Annotated in this window: 15 protein-coding genes and 1 pseudogene; 8 read left to right on the plus strand and 8 right to left on the minus strand. The window is 71.7% G+C overall.

Annotated features, from left to right (window positions below; genetic code table 11):
• Nucleotides 1-20: 20 nt before the first annotated feature.
• Nucleotides 21-1625 (minus strand): phosphoglycerate dehydrogenase, encoded by a 1605-nt coding sequence (serA, locus tag J7656_RS01510; protein ID WP_211553862.1) that lies wholly within the window; start codon nucleotides 1623-1625, stop codon nucleotides 21-23.
• Between the two features lie 169 nt (nucleotides 1626-1794).
• On the opposite strand from serA, the gene J7656_RS01515 reads away from it, so the two are divergent.
• Together J7656_RS01515 and J7656_RS01520 are read left to right on the plus strand one after the other, a co-directional pair.
• A complete protein-coding gene (locus tag J7656_RS01515; RefSeq protein WP_017343552.1) occupies nucleotides 1795-3090 on the plus strand; it encodes a hemolysin family protein in 1296 nt (431 codons plus the stop codon).
• A 112-nt stretch (nucleotides 3091-3202) separates the two neighbouring features.
• Nucleotides 3203-4033, plus strand: coding sequence for a DUF7504 family protein (locus J7656_RS01520; protein ID WP_017343553.1), 831 nt, complete (start codon nucleotides 3203-3205; stop codon nucleotides 4031-4033).
• Nucleotides 4034-4129: 96 nt separating this feature from the next.
• Here the strand turns inward: J7656_RS01520 and J7656_RS01525 are convergent, their stop codons facing one another.
• The 4 genes from J7656_RS01525 to J7656_RS01540 form a co-directional block, all read right to left on the minus strand.
• The gene (locus tag J7656_RS01525) at nucleotides 4130-5548 is read right to left on the minus strand and encodes a HEAT repeat domain-containing protein (RefSeq protein WP_211553864.1); all 1419 of its coding nucleotides are present in this window, start codon (nucleotides 5546-5548) and stop codon (nucleotides 4130-4132) included.
• 89 nt (nucleotides 5549-5637) lie between these two features.
• Nucleotides 5638-6213: an RNA 2',3'-cyclic phosphodiesterase gene (gene thpR, locus J7656_RS01530; RefSeq protein ID WP_211553866.1), complete on the minus strand. Its 576-nt coding sequence runs from the start codon at nucleotides 6211-6213 to the stop codon at nucleotides 5638-5640.
• 102 nt (nucleotides 6214-6315) lie between these two features.
• Nucleotides 6316-6723: a hypothetical protein gene (locus tag J7656_RS01535; RefSeq protein WP_211553868.1), complete on the minus strand. Its 408-nt coding sequence runs from the start codon at nucleotides 6721-6723 to the stop codon at nucleotides 6316-6318.
• 432 nt (nucleotides 6724-7155) lie between these two features.
• Nucleotides 7156-8955, minus strand: a complete 1800-nt coding sequence (locus J7656_RS01540; protein WP_211554542.1) for an excinuclease ABC subunit C — start codon at nucleotides 8953-8955, stop codon at nucleotides 7156-7158.
• A gap of 167 nt (nucleotides 8956-9122) precedes the next feature.
• On the opposite strand from J7656_RS01540, the gene J7656_RS01545 reads away from it, so the two are divergent.
• The 3 genes and pseudogenes from J7656_RS01545 to J7656_RS01555 all read left to right on the plus strand — a co-directional run bounded on the left by J7656_RS01545 (nucleotide 9123) and on the right by J7656_RS01555 (nucleotide 12473).
• Nucleotides 9123-10745, plus strand: coding sequence for a methyl-accepting chemotaxis protein (locus J7656_RS01545; protein ID WP_211553870.1), 1623 nt, complete (start codon nucleotides 9123-9125; stop codon nucleotides 10743-10745).
• Nucleotides 10746-10860: 115 nt separating this feature from the next.
• A pseudogene (locus tag J7656_RS01550) lies at nucleotides 10861-12284 on the plus strand (cytochrome P450).
• A gap of 3 nt (nucleotides 12285-12287) precedes the next feature.
• Nucleotides 12288-12473, plus strand: coding sequence for a hypothetical protein (locus tag J7656_RS01555; RefSeq protein ID WP_017343560.1), 186 nt, complete (start codon nucleotides 12288-12290; stop codon nucleotides 12471-12473).
• A gap of 376 nt (nucleotides 12474-12849) precedes the next feature.
• Here the strand turns inward: J7656_RS01555 and J7656_RS01560 are convergent, their stop codons facing one another.
• The 3 genes from J7656_RS01560 to mdh all read right to left on the minus strand — a co-directional run bounded on the left by J7656_RS01560 (nucleotide 12850) and on the right by mdh (nucleotide 14591).
• Nucleotides 12850-13407, minus strand: coding sequence for a 2'-5' RNA ligase family protein (locus tag J7656_RS01560; RefSeq protein ID WP_211553872.1), 558 nt, complete (start codon nucleotides 13405-13407; stop codon nucleotides 12850-12852).
• Nucleotides 13408-13420: 13 nt separating this feature from the next.
• Nucleotides 13421-13609 carry a DUF7554 family protein gene (locus tag J7656_RS01565; protein WP_017343562.1) on the minus strand — a complete coding sequence of 63 codons (189 nt, stop codon included), beginning with the start codon at nucleotides 13607-13609 and terminating at the stop codon, nucleotides 13421-13423.
• A gap of 67 nt (nucleotides 13610-13676) precedes the next feature.
• Nucleotides 13677-14591, minus strand: coding sequence for a malate dehydrogenase (gene mdh / locus J7656_RS01570; protein ID WP_017343563.1), 915 nt, complete (start codon nucleotides 14589-14591; stop codon nucleotides 13677-13679).
• Between the two features lie 132 nt (nucleotides 14592-14723).
• On the opposite strand from mdh, the gene J7656_RS01575 reads away from it, so the two are divergent.
• The 3 genes from J7656_RS01575 (at nucleotide 14724) to J7656_RS01585 (ending at nucleotide 18707) form a co-directional block, all read left to right on the plus strand.
• Entirely contained in the window at nucleotides 14724-15317 is a 594-nt protein-coding gene (locus J7656_RS01575; RefSeq protein WP_017343564.1) for a DUF7474 family protein, read from the plus strand.
• Nucleotides 15318-15363: 46 nt separating this feature from the next.
• Nucleotides 15364-16794, plus strand: a complete 1431-nt coding sequence (locus J7656_RS01580) for an MFS transporter (RefSeq protein WP_044965945.1) — start codon at nucleotides 15364-15366, stop codon at nucleotides 16792-16794.
• Between the two features lie 65 nt (nucleotides 16795-16859).
• Nucleotides 16860-18707: a histidine kinase N-terminal 7TM domain-containing protein gene (locus tag J7656_RS01585; RefSeq protein ID WP_017343566.1), complete on the plus strand. Its 1848-nt coding sequence runs from the start codon at nucleotides 16860-16862 to the stop codon at nucleotides 18705-18707.
• The last annotated feature ends 3 nt before the right edge of the window (nucleotides 18708-18710 follow it).

An 18710-nucleotide genomic window follows, 5' to 3' on the forward strand; every position in this document is an offset into this window, starting at 1 on the left:
CCGCTCGGCGGACCGTCGCGTTACTCGTCGGCGCGCTCGTCGGCGCCGTCCAGCGTGATCTCGGTGATCTCCACCACGCGGTCGTCTGCGAGCAGCTCCTCGATCGCGGCGTCGGGAACGGCCGAGTCGAGGTTGTAGACGGTGAGCGCCTCCCCGCCCTGCGTCTCGCGGCCGTTGAACATCCCGGCGATGTTGACGTCGTGGTCGCCGAGGACGGTGCCGATGAGCCCGATGACGCCCGGCTCGTCGGTGTTGCGCGCGACGAGCATGTGGCCGTACGGAACCGCGTCGACGCGGAATCCGTCGATCCGGACGATGCGGGCGTCCTCGCCCGCGAACAGCGTCCCCTCGACCGCGATCTCGTCGTCGCCGTTGCGCACGGTGACGCGGACGAGGCTCTGGAAGTCGTCGGTCTGGCGCGTCTTCGACTCGGTCACCTCGATGCCGCGCTCCTCGGCGAGCCGCGGCGCGTTCACCGCGTTCACCTGCCACTCTAAGGGCTCGAAGACGCCCTTCAGCGCGCTCGCGGTGACGAGATCGACGTCCTCCGCGGCGATGTCGCCCTCGTAGGTGGCCTCCACCTCGGTGATCCGGCCGTCGAGCAGCTGTGCGGCCACCTTTCCGGCGGTCTCGGCCACGTTGATGTACGGTTCGATCCGCGGGAATGCGCTCTCGTCGACGGAGGGCGCGTTGAGCGCGGTCAGGACGGGCTCGTCGTCGAACGCCGCGAGGACGGCCTCCGCGGTGTCGACCGCGACGTTCTCCTGGGCGGCCTCCGTCGAGGCGCCGAGGTGGGGGGTCACGACGATCTCCTCGACGTCGAGCAGCGGCGAGTCCTGGGGCAGCGGCTCCTCGGCGAAGGAGTCGAGCGCGGCGCCCGCGAGGACGCCGTCGTCGACCGCCTCGGCGAGCGCGTCCTCGTCGACGATGCCGCCGCGGGCGCAGTTGATCAGGTAGCCGCCCTCTAACTGGGCCAGCTCGGCCTCCCCGATCATCCCCTCGGTCTCGGGGAGGAGCGGGGTGTGGATCGTCGCGAAGTCGCCGGCCGCGAGCGCGTCGTGGAGGTCCTCGACGAGCTCGGCGCCCATCCGGTCGGCGCGCTCCTCGGAGATGTACGGGTCGTAGACGACGAGGTCCATCCCGAGCGAGTCGAGGCGCTTGGCGACCTCCTGGCCGACGCGGCCGAGGCCGACGATGGTGAGCGTCTTGTTGTTCACCTCGGTGCCGAGGAACTCGCCTTTCGCCCACTCGCCGCCGACGAGGCGCCCGTGGGCTTGCGGGATCGAGCGCGCGACGGCGAACGTCATCGCGACGGTGTGCTCGGCGGCGGCGCGGACGTTCCCCTCGGGGGCGTTCGCGACGATGACGCCGTGGTCGGTGGCGGCCTCGATGTCGATGTTGTCGACGCCGATGCCGGCGCGGCCGACGATGACGAGGTCGCTCGCGGCCTCGAAGACGGCCTCGTTCACGTCGGTCCCAGACCGCACGATCAGCGCGTTCGCGTCGGCGACGGCGTCGAGCAGGTCGTCCCCCTCGCTCTCGTAGTCGGTGACGACCTCGTGGCCGGCGTCTCTGAGTCGGTCCAACCCCGCGTCCGCGATGGGGTCGGTCACGAGTACCTTCATGCCGAAACGCACCCGCGGCGCGGGGTTAACGCTTTCCGAATCGCGCCGTTTTGCCGCCCGGACGGATCCGCGCTCGTGGGTATCGACCCCTCCGTTTCCGGTGGAGAATGCGCGTTCGTGGGTATCACCACGTCGGTACTCCCTTTTATACCCGGCCGCATGTGACAGTATGGACCTCACGATCGCGTTCGTCGGCGTCGGCGCCATCCTCGCGCTGACCGCGGTGAGCGCCTTCTTCTCCAGTTCGGAACTCGCGGTGTTCTCCGTGCCGACCCACCGGATCGACTCGCTCGTCGCGACCGACGTCCCTGGCGCCCGGGCGCTGTCGGCGCTGCGCGACGACTCGCACCGCTTCCTCGTCACGGCGCTGGTGAGCAACAACGTCGCCAACATCGCCGCGGCGTCGGTCGCGACCGCGGTGTTCGTCCGGTTCGGCTTCTCCGGCGGCGAGGCGGCCACGGGGTCGACGCTCGTCACGTCGCTCTTCGTCATCGTCTTCGGCGAGATCGCGCCGAAGTCGTACGCGGTCGCGAACGCCGAGAAGCACGCGCTCCGCGTCTCACGGATCGTCGTCGCGATCCAGCGCGTCCTCCGCCCCGTCCTGTACGTGTTCGAGGCGCTCTCCGGGGTCGTCAACCGCTTCACGGGGGGCGAGTCCGCGATCGAGTCGTACCTCACCCGCGAGGAAATCGCGACGCTCGTGCGGTCGGGCGAGGCCGCGGGCGCGCTCGACCCCGACGAGGGGGCGATGATCCGCGGCGTCCTCGACTTGGAGACCACGACCGTCGACGCGGTGATGGTCCCCCGGACCGACGTGGTCGCGCTCCCGCGGACGGCGACGCCGGCGGACGCGCTCTCGCGGGCCGCGAGCGAGGGCGTCACCCGGATGCCCGTCTACGGCGAGAACCGCGACGACGTGGTCGGCATCCTCGACGTCCGCGACGCCATCCGTGCGAACGAGGCGGGCGCCGACCTCGCGAGCGCGCTCAGCGAGCCGACGTTCGTCCCCGAGACGAAGCCGCTCGACGAGCTGTTCGCGGAGATGCGCACGAGCGAGGCCCGAATGGTGATCGTCGTCGACGAACACGGCGCAGTCGTCGGGATCGCGACCTTAGAGGACCTCTTCGAGGAGGTCGTCGGTGAGCTGGTCGGTCGGTGGGAGACGGACGCCGTCGACGTGGTCGCGCCCGACGCCGCCGTGGTCCGCGGCTGGACGACGGTCGCCCACCTCAACGAGACGCTCGGGCTCGCGCTGCCAGCGGACGCGGGCGCCGAGACCGTCGCGGGCCTGATAACTCGACAGCTCGGGCGGCTGCCGTCCGAGGGCGACCGCGTCGCGGTCGGCGACGTCACGCTCGCCGTCACCGGCGCGACCGCGACGCGGGTCACTCGGGTACGCGTGGAACACGCCGACGAGAACGGGTTCGCGTCGGGGGTGGGCGACGGGTCGGTCGATTCCGCGTGACCGCCGTCGTCGCGCCCGTCGCGCCCGCCGGGCCAGCCGCGCGCGGCGGCCGGCCACACATAACACAACATACATGTGCTTCCGACGGGTCTCGTGAGGTACGTTCTCGACCATGGTGAGCCGCTGGGCGTGTGACCGGTGCGGGTTCGTCGCGTGGACGCGGGACCGCTCGGAGATGGCCGACGTGACGGGGTCGCACCTGCTCGCCCACCACTCGGACGCCCTCTCGAAGTCGGACTTCCGCGTGAGCTGGGACTGTCCGTACTGCGCCACCGCGAAGACCGCCTACGACACCGACGGCGCCGTCGCCGAGTTCAAGACGCACCTCCACGAGCACGTGGTCGACCGGATCGCCGGCGGGACGCACGTGGCGGACCTGGTGGGCTGGGACGGCGTCGTTCGCGTCGACGCACCGGCGGCCGGCGACGAGGCCGACCCGCTCCGGACGCACTTCCACGGCGCCGCGGGGCTGGCGGTGGCCGTGACTCCCACCCCGGAGCGGTTAGTGCGCGCGCTCGACGGGGCTCTCGACGCGTGGCCCCGGCGGACGGTTATCGTCTCGACCGGCGAGTACGACTTCGAGGCGACGCCCGACGTCGACTTCGAGGGACGCAACGCCGAGATCGTCGAGCTCGACCCGCGCCTCTCCCCCGACGAGGTCGGCGAGACGGTCTCGCGGATCCTCGACGCCAACCACGAGCCCGGCGAGCGCGTCTCGCTGGAGGTGAGCGTCTTCCACCAGATCGTCGCCGCCTTCGACGTCGAACGCGCGGTGGCGTTCGTCCGCATGCTCGCCGCGCGCCTCGGGGACGCGGGGGGCGTGTTACAGCTGTACGTCGACGCCGACGCGGACCGGAACGTCGCCACCGTCCTGAACTTCCTCGACGAGACCATCGACCTGACGGTCGCGGTCGACGACGGCCGGTTCGTTCGCCGGCCGTAGGCTCGGGTTTCGCGGCGCCCAGGCGGTCGACGCGGATTCCGTCGCTAGCGCGTCCGCGTCTGCGGACGCCCGGTCCCCAGCCGTCTCGTCGATCGGTCACTCGTTGTAGCTCTCGGTGTAGTCCGCGGGCCAGCGGACGTACACGTACTCCACGTGGCGGTCCGCGGCCGCCTCGACGACGGCCCGCTTGAACCGCCGCAGCACCGCTCTGGCGCGCTCCCGCGCCGCCTCGGCGGCGGCCTCGTCGCTCGCGAGCGCCCGCAGGTTCCGCTCGACGTCGACGCCGAGCGGGGACTCGGTCGCGCCCTCTGAGGGGTCCTCCTCGGTCGCGTCCGCCGAGACGATCCGCGGCAGGTACGCGGCGGCGAGGTCCGCGACTAGCCGGTCGCGGTGGTCGAGCGCGTCGATCAGCCATTTGACGGCCGCCGACCGGTCGGCGGCGGTCGGGTCCGCGGCCTCGAGGAGCTCACAGTACAGCCACGCCGCGTACCGCTTGGTCTTCGCGTCGACGCGCTCCCGCGATCCGGAGGTCACGCCTTCCCGCGACCCGGCGGCGTCCCTGCTCTCCGCGGCCCGGTCGGCCGCGGTTCGCTCCGCGGCGACCGCCCGGAACGCCGCGAGCGGGCCGTCGGCCTCGAAGGGTCGCTCGGCGAGGAGGCGGTCGCGAACGTCGCCCGCGGGGACCGCGTCTGCCTCGGCGACCACCGCGGCGACGGACCTCGCGGCCGCCCGGCGGACCGCCTCGGCGGGGTCCCGTAGCGACCCGATCAGTACCCCGGTCGCGTCCCGTCGGTCGAGCGCTCCCAGTCGGTCGACGGCGGCGAGGCGGAGCCGCTCGTTCCCGCGCCGCGCCGCGAGCGCGAGCAGTTCGACCGCGTCGGCGCTGTCAATCGCGACGAGCGCGTCGAGCGCGGCGCCGCGCACGAGTTCGTTCGGCGCGTTCACCAGCGGTCGGACGGCTTCGACCGCCTCGCCGCCGACCCGCGCGTATCCCCTGACGGCCCGAGCGCGGACCCGCGCGTCGTCGTCGTCGAACGCCTCGCGGAGCCGGCCGGCGGCGCCCTCGTCGCCGACGGCCGACAGCCCGGTCGCGCCGAGCATCCGATACGCGGCCCGGTCGTGTTCCAGCCAGCGCGAGAACGTCTCGGCGACGCCGCGTCCCGCCGCCCGGGAGTCGCCTTCGGCGGCCCGTCGCTCGGCGATCCGCCGCGCTAACCGGTCGACGTGGTCGTCGCCGTGGAAGTACAGCGACTCGATCGCCGCCGCGCGGACGGCCTCGTCGGGATCGCCGAGCGCGGTCTCGAACAGCCCCTCGACGACCCGCTCGGCGGCGGCGCTCATCGAACTGGAGGGGTTGCCGAGCGCCTCGGCCGCCTCGCGCCGCGTCGACGCGTCGAACCGCCGGTCGAGCCGCGCCACCGCCGGGGGGCCACCGTCGGTCGGACGGCCGCTCCGCCCGGCGCCGCCGCTCCCCGCCGATCCCGTAGCGCCCTCCGATCGCGGCCCGTCGTCCATCTGTGAACCCCTCTCCGATCCGGTACGTTAAACGTACGCCCGCGGCTATCAGCGGTGAGAATCTCACCGGAGACGCGTGTCGGAGCGCCTCACCCGAGGTCGAACCCCCGGACGACGTCGTACTCGGGCCCCGACTCGGTCAGCGTCGATCTCATCAGTCGGATCTCGTCGACCGCGAAGCTCCCGATTTCGGGGTCGTCGGCGTCGAGCGCGCCGCGGACCGCCTCGGCGCCGGTCCCGTTCTCGACCCGGGCCAGCGTGACGTGCGGGGTGAACTCGTGCTCTTCCGGGTCGACGCCGAGCGCGGTCGTCTCCGCTTCGAGCGCCTCGTGGAGCGCGGTGAGTTCCTCGGTCCCGCTGTCGACCCCGGCCCAGGCGACGGAGATGTACTCGCGGTTCGGGAAGACGCCGAGGTCGGCGATGGTACATTTAAACGGGCCGACGGCGGCGCGGTCGACCGCGCGCTCGCCGGCCGCGATCACGTCGTCGACCGTCGGTTCGGTCTCGTCGTCGCGTCCGCCGATCTCGCCGAGGAACTTCAGCGTCACGTGGGCCTTTTCGGGGTCGACCGGGTTGACGCCGGCCGCGTCCGCGAACGGGGCCTGCGCGTCCGCGACGGCCGGCGCGAGCGAGTCCGGGAGGTCGACGGCGAAGAACGCGCGCATGGTCGGGTACGGATCGATCGCGGTCGCTTATAAATACGGGATCCCGTCGAACCCCGAGGCGGTTGCTGTCTCCCCCGCACCGACCACTCGGTACGGGGGCGCCTACTCGTCGCGGCACAAGGGTTGCTCACTCGACATTATCGCCCTGATCTCGGCGTCCGTGATCTCGTAGTCGAGTTGGAGACACGACCGCTCGTCCCCCTGACCGAGAAGCGAGCCGGACACCCGCCTGTCTCCCGCCACGGCGTGGTATCCCGACCACTCCCTGTCGCTCTTCGGCTGGAAACTGACCCGCCGGCGCTCGTCCGCGTCGAGGGCGAATTTCCGCCATCGGCCGAGGTCTCCCTCCGATTCCAACACGAAGTGAAACGCGAGAGACGCCTCCGTCCGATTCGACAGATCGAGGCGTACGGTCCGTAATCGCTCCGTATTCAGCCGATCGGTACAACCGGCCGTCCCGACGGCGAGGGCGGCGGCGACGCACGCGAACCCACGGCGAGTGGAGGGCATCGTCTCCGTCTGTTTTCGAGCGAATAAAAAGCCATTCACGGGGAAGATGCGTCGACCCCGGAACTGGCCAGTTCGCACCGGTCTGTGAGTTTCACTTGGGCACGCGTCCGATTTATCCGACCTAACCGAGCCGAAACGAGTGATCGCGGATCGGCAGCGAACGCCTCCAAAGCCCCAGCCGGGCGGCGGGCGCACGCTCGCTGTGCTCCTCACTCGGTCGCTCACTCCGTTCGCTCCCTCGTTGCGGTGCTTACTTCGCCTGCGCCCGCCGCCCGGCTGCCCCTTTGAGTCCCACCCGACCGCGACCGCACAGCACCTCACGCCTCCCCAGCCTCGTCGGCCTCCCTGCGGTCGGCCGACTCCCTCGCGCGGTGCTGTCTCGCGGCCGCCGATGGCGGCCGCTCGCAGGCACGCGCCGACCGCTTCGTTCTTTTATAAGCGTTCGCGAAGCGTGTCGGCGGTCGCATCGCCGACGCCGTCGACGTCGGTGAGGTCGTCGCGGGAGGCGTCGCGGACGTTCTCGACCGAGCCGAACCGCCGGAGGAGGCGGCGGCGCGTCTCGGGGCCGACGCCGGGCACGTCGTCGAGGACGGTCGCCACCTCGTCGCGGACGGTCTGGTGGTAGGAGACGGCGAAGCGGTGCGCCTCGTCGCGCACGCGCTGGAGCAGGTGGAGTTCGGGGGCGTCCTCGTCCCACCGCCGGGTGCCGGTCGGGGTGACGACCATCTCCTCGGCCTTCGCGAGGGCGACGACGGGGACGTCCCAGCCCGTCTCCGCGAGGGCGTCGCGGGCGGCGCCCAGCTGCCCCTCGCCGCCGTCGATCAGGAGGAGGTCCGGGTCGGGCCGGTCGTCGCGGTCCTCGAGCGCGCGCTCGGCGCGCCACCGGACCAGCTCGCGCATGTTCGCGTAGTCGTCGTTGCGGTCGGTGAGCTTCTTCCGGCGGTAGTCGGCCGTCTCCGCGCTCCCGTCGACGAAGCAGACGTCGGAGCCGACCACGGCGGTCCCCTGCGCGTGGCTCACGTCGAACCCCTCGATCCGCTCGGGGCGTGAGATTCCGAGCCGGTCGCCGAGCGCGCCCACGGGATCGTCGCGCCCGCCGCGTTTCCGGGCGTTCTTCAGCGCGAGCTCGACGAGCTTCGCCTCGCGGCCGGCGCCCGGGACCCGGACCGCGACGCCCTCGCCCTCCAGCCAGTCGACCACGTCGGGGTCGGCGGGCCGCTCGGCGAGGAGGACCGCGTCCGGGAACTCCCGCTCGGCGTAGTACTGCGCGAGGAACGCCGCGAGGACGGCCGCGGGGGTGTTGGCGTCGGGGTCGGCGGGGTCCGCCTCGTCCCCACCGCTCGCTGCCGCGTCCCCGCCGCCAGCGTCCTCCACCGCCGCCGCGTCGAGTCGGTGCCGGCTCCGGTCGACCAGCTGGCCGCGCTCGCTGTGGAGCCGGGCCACGCGGGCGGTGTCGCCCTCCACCGCGGCCGCCAGCACGTCGACGGTGCGGTCGTCGGTCCGGTCGCTGACCGCCTCGCCGCCCTCGCCGTGGAACGCCTCCACGGCCTCCAATCGGTCGCGGAGGTTCGCGGCGCGCTCGAACTCGTTCGCCTCGGCCGCGGCCTCCATCCGCCGCCGCAGCGGGTCCGCGAGCGCGCCCGTCTCCCCCTCGAAGAAGCGCCGCGCGGCGGCGACGTCCTCGGCGTACTCCTCGGGGGATATCTCGCCGGTACACGGCGCCGAGCAGATGCCCATCTCGTAGTCGAGACAGGGCCGGTCGCGGCCCTCGTACTTGTGGTCCGAGCAGCCGCGGAGGCCGTACACCTCCCGCACCGCCTTCACCACGGTCTCGACGCGGCCCACGTCGGTAAACGGACCGTACGCGACCGCGCCCGCCTCGGGGTCGCGGGTCACCTCGATCTGCGGCACCTCGTGGTCTGAGAAGGCGACCAAGGGGTACGACTTGTCGTCCTTCAGCCGGACGTTGTACCGCGGCCGGAGCCGTTTGATGAGGTTCGCCTCTAAGAGGAGCGCCTGCGTCTCCGTGTCGGTGACCGCGAACTCGATCCGGTCGGCGCGCTCGACCATCCCGCGGATGCGGCCCGAGCGGGGGTCCGCGTACGACCGCACTCGGTCGCGGAGGTCGAGCGCCTTCCCGACGTACAGCGTCGTCTCGCCCGCGCGGAACTGGTAGACCCCCGGCTCCGTCGGGAGGTCGCGGGCCCGCTCGCGCACCGCGTCGGCGTCCATCGGTCTCGGATCGCCGTAGCCGCCGGACGCCATTGAACGCTGCGGGCCGGGCGCTCCCGACTCGCCGCCGCGGGGCGTCCCCGCCGCCGCCCGGTCTTCTCCGATTATCAAACTCGAATACCGGAACGTACGGTTTATGATGCCGGTTGGGAGACGGTGACGTAGACATGACGGGACTTCGCGAGCGTCTGCGGCGGCTACTCGGACGGGGGACCGACTCTCGGTCGGTCCCCGACGGGGGCGTCGTCGTCGAGAACGGACCCGATTCTGCCGGATCGGCCGACGGGACATCGAATGACGTCGTCGACCGGACCGGCGACCACACGTTCACCGACGCCGACGGCGTGAACCGCGCGGCGACGCTCGCGGGCGCCGGCTTCCAGCAGGTGTTCAACGCCACCAGCGTCCCGACCTTCATCCTCGACTGCGAGGGGAACGTCGCGGAGTGGAACGAGGCGATCGCGTCGCTCACCGGCGTCGAGCGCGAGGAGGCGATCGGCCACGACCACGTCTCGGAGCTGTTCTACCCCGACGGCCGACGGGCCGACACGCTCGCCGACAAGGTGCTCGACGTGCCGGACACCGCCGATGAGGTCCACGGCGTCGAGCGTCGCGAGGCCGGCCGCAACCGCTACCGCGACACCAGCACGATGGTCGACCGCCACGGCGACGAGCGCCACATCGAGTTCACGGCGACCGCGATGTACGACGAGGAGACCGGGGAGCTCGTCGGCGTGACCGAGGTCGTCGTCGACCGGACCGAGAACGTGAACCAGCGCGACGCCACGGGCGAGCTGGTCGCGGAGGTTCGGGAGACCGCGGAGGCGATCGGCGAGGGGGACCTCGACGCCCGCGCGAGCCGCCGCGACTCGTTCGATCACCTCAGCGCCGACCTGGTCCGCGTCATCGACGTCGTCAACCAGATGGCCGAGAACTTAGACCAGCTCTCCTCGGGCGTCCACGAGAAGGCGCGCGACCTCGACGAGACGGTCGAGGAGGCGAGCGCCGCGGCCGCCGACATCGCCGAGAACGTCGACGAGCAGAACGAGCTCCTCGAAGAGAGCGTCTCGGAGATGCAGTCCTTCTCCGCGGGGATGGAGGAGGTGGCCGCGACGGCCGACGAGGTCGACTCCGCCGCGGTCGCGGCGGCCGACGCCGCCGACGAGGGGCTCGACGCCAGCGAGGACGCCCGCGAGGCGACCGAGGACGTCGTCGAGATCGGCGACGAGCTCGTCGAGAGTGTCGGTGCGCTCTCCGAGCGCATGGACGACATCGAGGAGGTCATCGAGGTCATCTCCGACGTGGCCGAGCAGACGAACCTGCTCGCGCTCAACGCCAACATCGAGGCCGCCCGCGCCGGCGAGGGCGGCGACGGCTTCGCGGTCGTCGCCGAGGAGGTGAAGAAGCTCGCCGACGAGACCCGCGGCTACACCGAGGAGATCACGGAGAGCCTCGACAAGCTGCAGGCGCAGTCCGCGGAGACCACCACCGCCGTCGAGCGCTCCCACGAGCGCATCGAGGATGCGGGCACCGAGATCGAGACGGTTCTCGACTCGCTCGAAGAGATCGCCGACGCCGTCGACGAGGCGGCCGCCGGCGTCGCTGAGGTCGCCCGGACCACCGACGACCAGGCCGCGACCGTCGAGGAGCTCACCTCCTCGCTGGAGGCGGTCCGGGAGCGCTCCGACCGCACCGAGGACGCGACCGAGCGCATCGTCGACGCCACCGACGACCAGGAGGCGGCCGTCGACGAGCTGATCGCCCGCGTCGAGCAGCTGGACGCGCGGTAGCGACGCTCACCCACCGAGTCCCGTCGATTTTCGCTCGTCCGTTTCGCTCGTCCGTTTTCGGCTCCTGATTTGCTCCCCGCCGAACGTTTAACCCCGCTCAACCCCCAGAAATCGTATGTCCGTTACGCCGCCCGGACCCCTGGGCGACCCCCTGTTCGGCAACGGTCGCCAGTTCGCGGACGACCCGTTCGGCTTCCTGCGCGCCTGCGCCGACAGCTACGGCGACGTGGTGCGACTGAACCTCGGCCCGAGGGAGACGTACCTGCTCACGAACCCTGCCGATGTAGAGCGCGTGCTCGTCGCCGACGCGGACCGCTACCGCAAGCCGCAGTTCGACGACGCGATGGACACGCTGCTCGGCGACGGCCTCCTGATGAGCGAGGGCGACACGTGGAAGCGCCAGCGCACGCTGGCGAATCCCGCCTTCCACAACCGGCGGATCGGCGCGCTCGCCGGCGTGATGGCCGACCACGCCGAGTCGCACGTCGCCGACTGGGAGGACGGCGACGTCGTCGACCTCCAGCTGGAGTTGGCGCGGCTCACGGTCAAAATCATCGTCACGGCGATGTTCGGCGCGGACATCTCCGACGAGGAGGTGAAGACGGTCCAAGAGAACCTCGAACCGCTCGGCGCCCGGTTCGAGCCGGACCCCCGCCGGTACCTGATCCCGGAGTGGCTGCCGACCCGCGAAAACCGCGAGTTCGACGCCGCGATCGACACGCTCGAATCGGTGATCGATGACATCGTCGCGCGCCGGCGCGGCACGGAGCGCGACCCGAGCGTCGACCCAGCCGGCCCGGACGGGACCGGCGTCCGCGGGCCGCCCGGCGACCCCGACGCCGACCTCCCGATGGACCTGCTATCCGTCCTGCTCCGCGCCCGCGACCGCGGCGAGCAGACCGACGAGAACCTCCGTGACGAGCTGGTGACGATGCTGCTGGCCGGCCACGACACCACCGCGCTCGCGCTCACCTACGCGTTCTACCTCCTCTCGAACCACCCCGAGGCCCGCGAGCGGGTCGCAGGCGAGGCCGATGCGGCGGTCGATGGCAGTCGCGCAGCGGACGACGCGACTGCCGACGGGAGCCCCCTGACTGCGGACGCGGTCCGCGACATGGAGTACACTGAGCGCGTGCTCAACGAGTCGATGCGCCTCTACCCGCCCGTCTACACGCTGTTCCGCGAGCCGAAGCTCGACGTGAAACTGGGGGGTACCGGATCCCCGAGGGGTCGGCGCTGATGGTCTCGCAGTGGGTGATCCACCGCTCCGAGCGCTGGTACGACGACCCCGAGGCGTTCGACCCAGACCGCTGGACATCCGAGCGACGGAGTCAACGCCCCCGGTTCGCCTACTTCCCGTTCGGGGGCGGCCCGCGCCACTGTATCGGGAAGGCGTTCTCGCTTCTGGAGGCAAAAATAATCCTCGCGACGGTCTGCTCGCGGTTCGACCTCGACTACGAGGGGCCGAGCCTCGCCCTGCGCGGCTCGCTGACGATGCATCCGAACCATCCGGTGCCGATGCGGATCCGCGAGCGCTGAGGGATGGCCGGCGACGAGGCGGAGTCGTACTGCGCCCGCTGCGGCGAGCCCCTCTCGCGGGGCCTCGTCGCGAGCGAACAGCGCGCCTGCTGTCTCAACGCGACGCCCATCGCCGGCGTCTGCCCGACGCACGGGCCGGTGGGGCCGCATCACGCGGTTGAGGAGCCAAACGGGGTCGACGACGCGTAGTCGGTCGCGGCCGTCGCTCATTTATATACAGTACCCTTGTCCGGTCGGCGCGTGCCTCCGAGCGTCCGAAGGACGCGAGGAGCACGCGCGAGGGAGTCAGCCGGCCGGAGCGAAGCGGAGGCCGGCTGACGAGGCTGGGGAGGTGTGAGGTGCGGTCGCTGTGCGGTGGGTGGGACTCAAAGGGGCAGTCGCGAGGACAGCACAGGCGACGTAAGCACCGCAGGAACGAGCGAAGCGAGTGACGAGGCGCGCAGCGAGCGTGTGCTGTCCTCGCGACTGGGGCTTTGGCGGTGGTCGCCGTCGATCTGTGGTTGGCCATTTATTAGCGAGCGACTGGGGCTTTGGTGGTAGTCACCGACACCCCGCAATCGATCACTTATAAATCGACGCTCGCCGCGACCTCCCGGAACTCCGGGTCCCACACGTCGAGCGCGTGGACCCGCCACCGGACCGGCTCGAACTCGGCGTCGACGAGGTCGGCGACGACGCCCGGCTCCGGATTCCCACCTCTCGCCAGCGTGATATGCGGCACGTACTCGTCGCCCTCGATCCCCTCGACCGCGCCGAACAACGCACACAGCCGCCGATGGAGCCGAATCAGTTTGTCGCTCTCGACGGCCAGATACACCACCGGCCGCGACCCCGACCGCGGCGCGTCGAAGACGTCGACGCCGGTCACGGCGACCTCGAAGGGGTCGACGCCGGCGAGCGGCCGGCGAAGCCGCTCGCGGAGGCGGTCGAGGGCCTCCTCACGGGGCGGTGCGTCTCCCCGGTCTGCTCGCTCGCCCTCCTCGTCCCGCACGTCTCCGACGCCAAACCGCTTACAGACGAGCGTGCGCCGGTCGCGCACGTGGTCGAAGCCCGTTAGTTTCGGGTGGAGATCGGCCGCGAGCCGCTCCACCGCGGGCGGCAGCGGGACGTTGAGGCTGAACACGTCGGCGTTCGACTCAGATCCGATCGGTGAGGTGTAAGGCGATCACGACGACGAGCGCGACCCCGATCAGCGTCGGAATGGCGTCGAACAGCCAGGAGGCGACCTCGAGGACGGCCCCCACGATCTCCAGGAGAAGCCACGCGATGACGAGCAGCAACACGACTTTCAGGAGGTCGTCGGTGTCGATCTCGGCGCGGTTCATGCTCGGAGGAGCGCGCGGCAGCGGTAAAAATCCGGTGGGTGGCGGCGACCGATTCCCGCGAACGGCCCTACGCGATCTTCTCGTACTGCTCGGAGAGCTTCTCGGCGGCCTCGTCGAGCAGCTCCGACTCGTACTCGTCGAGGTCCCACTCGACGACCTCCTCGACGCCGTCGGACCCGAGCTTCGCGGGCACGCCGAGCGCGGTGTCGTCGTAGCCGTACTCGCCGTCAAGGACGACGGAGCAGGGGAGCACCTCGCCGGTGTCGTTGAGGATCGCCTCGACGGTGTGCGCGACGCCGGTGGCGGGCCCCCACTGCGTGGCGCCCTTCCGGCTGATCACATCCATCGCGGACTCCTGAAGGTCCGCGAGGATCTGCTCCTTCTCGTCGGCGTCGAAGCTCGGGTCGCGGCCGTCGACGCGCACCTTCGAGAAGACGGGCGCCTGCGCGTCGCCGTGCTCGCCGAGGATCGTCGCCTCAACGTTCTTCACGGGCGCGTCGAACCGCTCGGAGAGGACGTAGCGGAAGCGCGCGGAGTCGAGCCGGCCGCCGAAGCCGACCACCTTGTGCCGGTCGCGGTCGCCCGCCTCGTAGAGGTGGCGGTTGAGCAGGTCGACCGGGTTGGAGGTGGTGACGGTGACGAAGTCGTCGTTGTGTTCGGCGAGCGACGAGCCGATGTCCTCCATGATCGGCGCGTTGTCGCCGGCCAGATCGATCCGGGTCTGGCCCTCCTTGCGCGGGATTCCGGCCGTGATCACGACGACGTCCGAGCCGGCGGTGTCCTCGTACTCCCCCTGCCGGACGGTCGTGTTCGAGTCGTAGGCGACGCCGTGGTTCGCGTCGGCCGCCTGCCCGATCGTCGTCTCGCGCTGGTCCGGGATGTCGACGAAGACGAGCTCGTCGACCACGTCGCGCAACGCGAGGTTGTAGCCGGCCGCGGCTCCGACGGTCCCCGCCGCACCGATAACGCTGACCTTTGTCATACCGTCTTGATCCGCGACCGGACGGCGAGTAAACGTTTCGGAACCCCACGAACGTCCGTGCTGGTTCCGGCGCGTCGCTCCCGCCGAACCGTCGCGAAAACCCTAACTCCGGCGGCCGCTCACACCCATCCAGTGCCGACGTTCCGCTACCCGTGTCCCGGCTGTCGGACGACGAACAGCCTTCACGACGCCGACTGCGAGTTCGAGGGCGTGAGCTGGCCGACCGTCGAGAAGGCGTACACGGACCTCCTGTCGGTGCTCTCCGCCGAGCCCGACGGCCTCACGGAGGCGGCGCTGCGGGACGCGATTCCGGCGGACTGGGGCGGGCTCCACAAGGCGGCGCTCGGCGCGCTTCAGCGCGATCAGCGCGTCATCGAGGACGGCGACCGCCTCCGCCTGCTCACCGCCGCGGAGTTCAAGGAGCGCGTCTCCGAGCCCACCCGCGAGCCGATGCGCACCGTCTACGAGCACGGCTCCGTCCCCGGCTGCCACGACAACGCCGTCTTCGCGATGGTGGCGTGGTACGAGATGGTCGGCCTCTCGTGGCCCGAGACCCGCGAGAACGTTATCGAATGGCTCCACGAGTCGGGCGCGTGGGACCGCGGCGGCTTCGAGGAGTCGACCCCCGAGGAGCTCGTCGACGCCAAGCGCCACGTGTACGACGAGGGATACGGCTGGAAGGAGAAGGGACAGGCCGCGAAGCGCGTCATCGAGCGGCACCTGTGACTCGCCGCGGCCGCCCGCTTAAGTCCCCGCGCGACCTCTCACTACCGTGACACACCCGGAAGCCGGTGCGGCGTCGAGCGCGGACGGTCTCGACGAGGTCGGCGCCGCCGACGCCGCGGACGCCGATACCTCCGACGGCGAGAGAGGGGCTGACCGACCCCCGGCCGTCGCCAACCCGCGCCGGGCGCTCGCGGTGGTGATCGGCGTCGTGTTCATCGACCTGGTCGGCTTCGGGATCGTGATCCCCATCCTCCCCTTCTACGTCAGGTCCTTCGGCGTCAGCGACGCCTTCATCGGGCTGCTCGCGGCCTCGTACTCGCTCGCGCAGTTCCTCGCAGCGCCGACGCTCGGCCGGCTTTCCGATCGGATCGGGCGCCGCCCGGTCCTCCTCGCGTCGCTCGCGACCGCCGGCGTCGCGTGGGTGACGTTCGGCTACGCCGGGCCCGCAGGGGCACGGTTCGGCCCCGTCACGGCGCTGGCGACGCTGTTCGCCTCCCGCACGCTCGCGGGCGCCATGGGGGGCAACATCGCCGCCGCGCAGGCGTACGTCGCCGACATCACGCCGCGCGACCGACGGGCGGGCGCGCTCGGCCTCGTCGGCGCGTCGTTCGCGCTCGGGTTCGTCTTCGGGCCGGCGATCGGGGGCCTGCTCGCCGCCGACGCCGTCGTCGCCCGCGCCGACGCCCTCTTCCCGGCGTTCGTCCCGGCCACCGCTTACTCCCTGCCGAGCTTCGCGGCGGCGGGGATGAGCTTCCTCGCGGTCCTCGTCGGGTTCGCCTTCTTGGAGGAGCCGACTCGGACGCGACCGACCGAGGACGCGGACGGGGGCCCGCCGCCCCGCCGGACGACCGCGATCGGGCAGTTCCGCGACGCGCTGGCCTCCGCGTCGCTCCGGCCGCTGACGGTCGCGTACTTCGTCGTCGCGGTCGCGTTCGCGGGCGTTCAGGTGATGTTCATCCCGTACGTCGCGGACGCGTTCGGCTACGACGCGACGAGCGCGGCGTTCCTCCTCACCTACGTCGGCGTCCTCGGCGCGATCAATCAGGGCGTCCTCGTCGGGCGGCTCTCGCGGGTCGTCTCCTCGCGGACGCTCGTCGCCGCCGGGTCAGTCGTCCTCGCCGTCGCGCTCGTGGCCATCCCTGCGACCGGCCTCGTCGACCGCGTCGCCGGCGGCGTCGCTCTCGGCGGCCCGGGCTGGCTCACGCTCCCGCTGGTCGCGCTGCTCGCCGCGCTCGCGGCGCTCTCGCTCGGCAACGCCCTCGTCAACGTCTCGCTGGCGACGCTCGTCTCCGCGTCGGCCGACGACGCCGACCAGGGGGCCGCCTTCGGCGTGACGCAGGGCGCGTCGAGCCTCGGGCGCACTGTCGGCCCGCCGCTGATGGCGGTGCTGTATACGGTCGCCGTCGCGTCGCCGTTCCTGATCGGCGCGCTGCTGCTCGCGCCCGTGGCGGTCGCGTTCGCCCGGGCGGCCGACTGAGCGCGGGCGGACGCCGCCGCCGCCCGCGACAGTTTTACCTCGCGGCTCGCCTTCGGGACCGACACATGTTCGACGCCGTCCCCGCGTGGCCGGTCGTCGGTTCGTTCGCGGGCGGCGCGGGCGCGGTCCTGCTCGCGTGGGCGATCCGCGAACGCCGCGGTCGCCCCGGAGTCGACTGGTTCCTCGCGGTGTTCGCCGCGCAGGCGACGTGGTGTTTCGCCTACGGGACCGGGCTGCTCGTGGCCGACCCGGCCCTCCGTGCCCTGCTCGAAACGGCGACGTGGCTCGGCGTCATCTGGACCGGCGTGGCCTTTCTGGGGTTCGCCTTAGAGTACACCGGTCGGAGCGACGTCGTCCGCGGTCGCCTGTTCGCGACGATCGTCGGCTTCGGCCTCCTCTCGACGCTCCTGCTGGTCACGAACTCCCTCCACGGCGCCTTCTGGACCGACTTCGGACGCGACCCGGTCTTCGGCGTCGAGACCGTCTCCTACGCGCTCGGGCCGTGGGCGTACCTCACCGTCGCCGCGGAGACCGTCCTCGTCGCCAGTGCGGTGTTCCTCCTCGTCGACACCCTCCTGAGCTACGGGCCCCTCTACCGCCGGGAGAGCGCCGCGGTCGCGCTGAGCCCCATCCCGCCGGGGTTCGCCTTGGTCGCGTGGGCGCTGGCGCTCGGCCCGGTCCCCCAGCTCCAGCTCGCGCCGATCATGTTCGTCCCGCACGTCCTGCTCGACGCGTACGCGTTCAATCGGGCGGAGATGTTCGACCGGAACCCGACGACCAGCCGCGCCGCCGAGCGCACCGCCATCGACGACCTGCGGGACCCCATCGTCGCGCTCGGGCTGGACCACCGCGTCGTCCGGCTCAACCCCGCCGCCGAGGCGATCCTCGGCGTCGACGCCGAGACCGCCCGCGACCGCCCGCTCGCCAACTTCCTCGACCTGCCGGTCGGGCTCGACGAGAGAGAGACGGGGGCGTCGGACGGGGACGACTCCGGCGACCCCGCTGATCCCGGCTCCGACGAGAGCGTTTCCCGCGAGACGGTCGAAATCGACGCCGCCGACGGCGCCGGCCGCCGCACGTACGCGGTGTCCGTCTCCCGGCTGACCGACCCAAACGAGACGCACGTCGGCTATACCGTCGTCCTCTCCGACGTCACCGAGCGCGAGCGCCGCCGCCAGCAGTTGGAGGTGCTCAACCGAATCCTCCGCCACAACCTCCGAAATGACGCCGGGGTCGTCCACGGCTACGGTGAGATCCTCCGCGACCGCCTCGACGACCCGGAGCTGGTCCGGATGGCCGACGCCGTCGAGCGCCGCGCGGGTGCGTTGGCCGCGCTCGGCGAGAAGGCCGGCACCGTCGAGCGGCTGCTCGCCGAGACCGACCCCGAGCCGACGGACGTCCGCGAGCTCGTTGACTCGATCGTCTCGGACGCCCGCGAGCGCGACGACGCGGCGACGGTCGAGCTCGACGTCGAGGACGCGGCGGCGACCGACGGCGGCGGAGAGGTCGACTGGACCACGCGCGTCAGGCCGGACGCGCTCCGCGCGGTCGTCGAGAACACCGTGGAGAACGCCGTCGACCACCACGACGGCGAGGGCGTCGAGCGCGAGGACGGCGGGACGTGGGTGCGCGCGTCGCTCCGCCGGGAGGGCGCCCGGGGCGACGGCGGTGCGGCCGCCGACGGCGACGCCCGCTACGTCCTCACCGTCGAGGACGACGGCCCTGGCATCCCGGACCACGAGGTCGAGGCGGTCGAGTCCGGACGCGAGACCGCCCTCGAACACGGGTCGGGGCTCGGGCTGTGGGTCGTCGCGTGGGGCGCCGCCGCGGTCGGCGCCGACGTGGAGTACGCGGACCGGGGGCCGCGCGGAACGCGGGTGACGGTGTCGGTTCCGGTGGTCGCAGCTGAGTGAGGC

It is taken from the genome of Halorubrum ruber (assembly GCF_018228765.1).
GTDB lineage: Archaea > Halobacteriota > Halobacteria > Halobacteriales > Haloferacaceae > Halorubrum > Halorubrum ruber.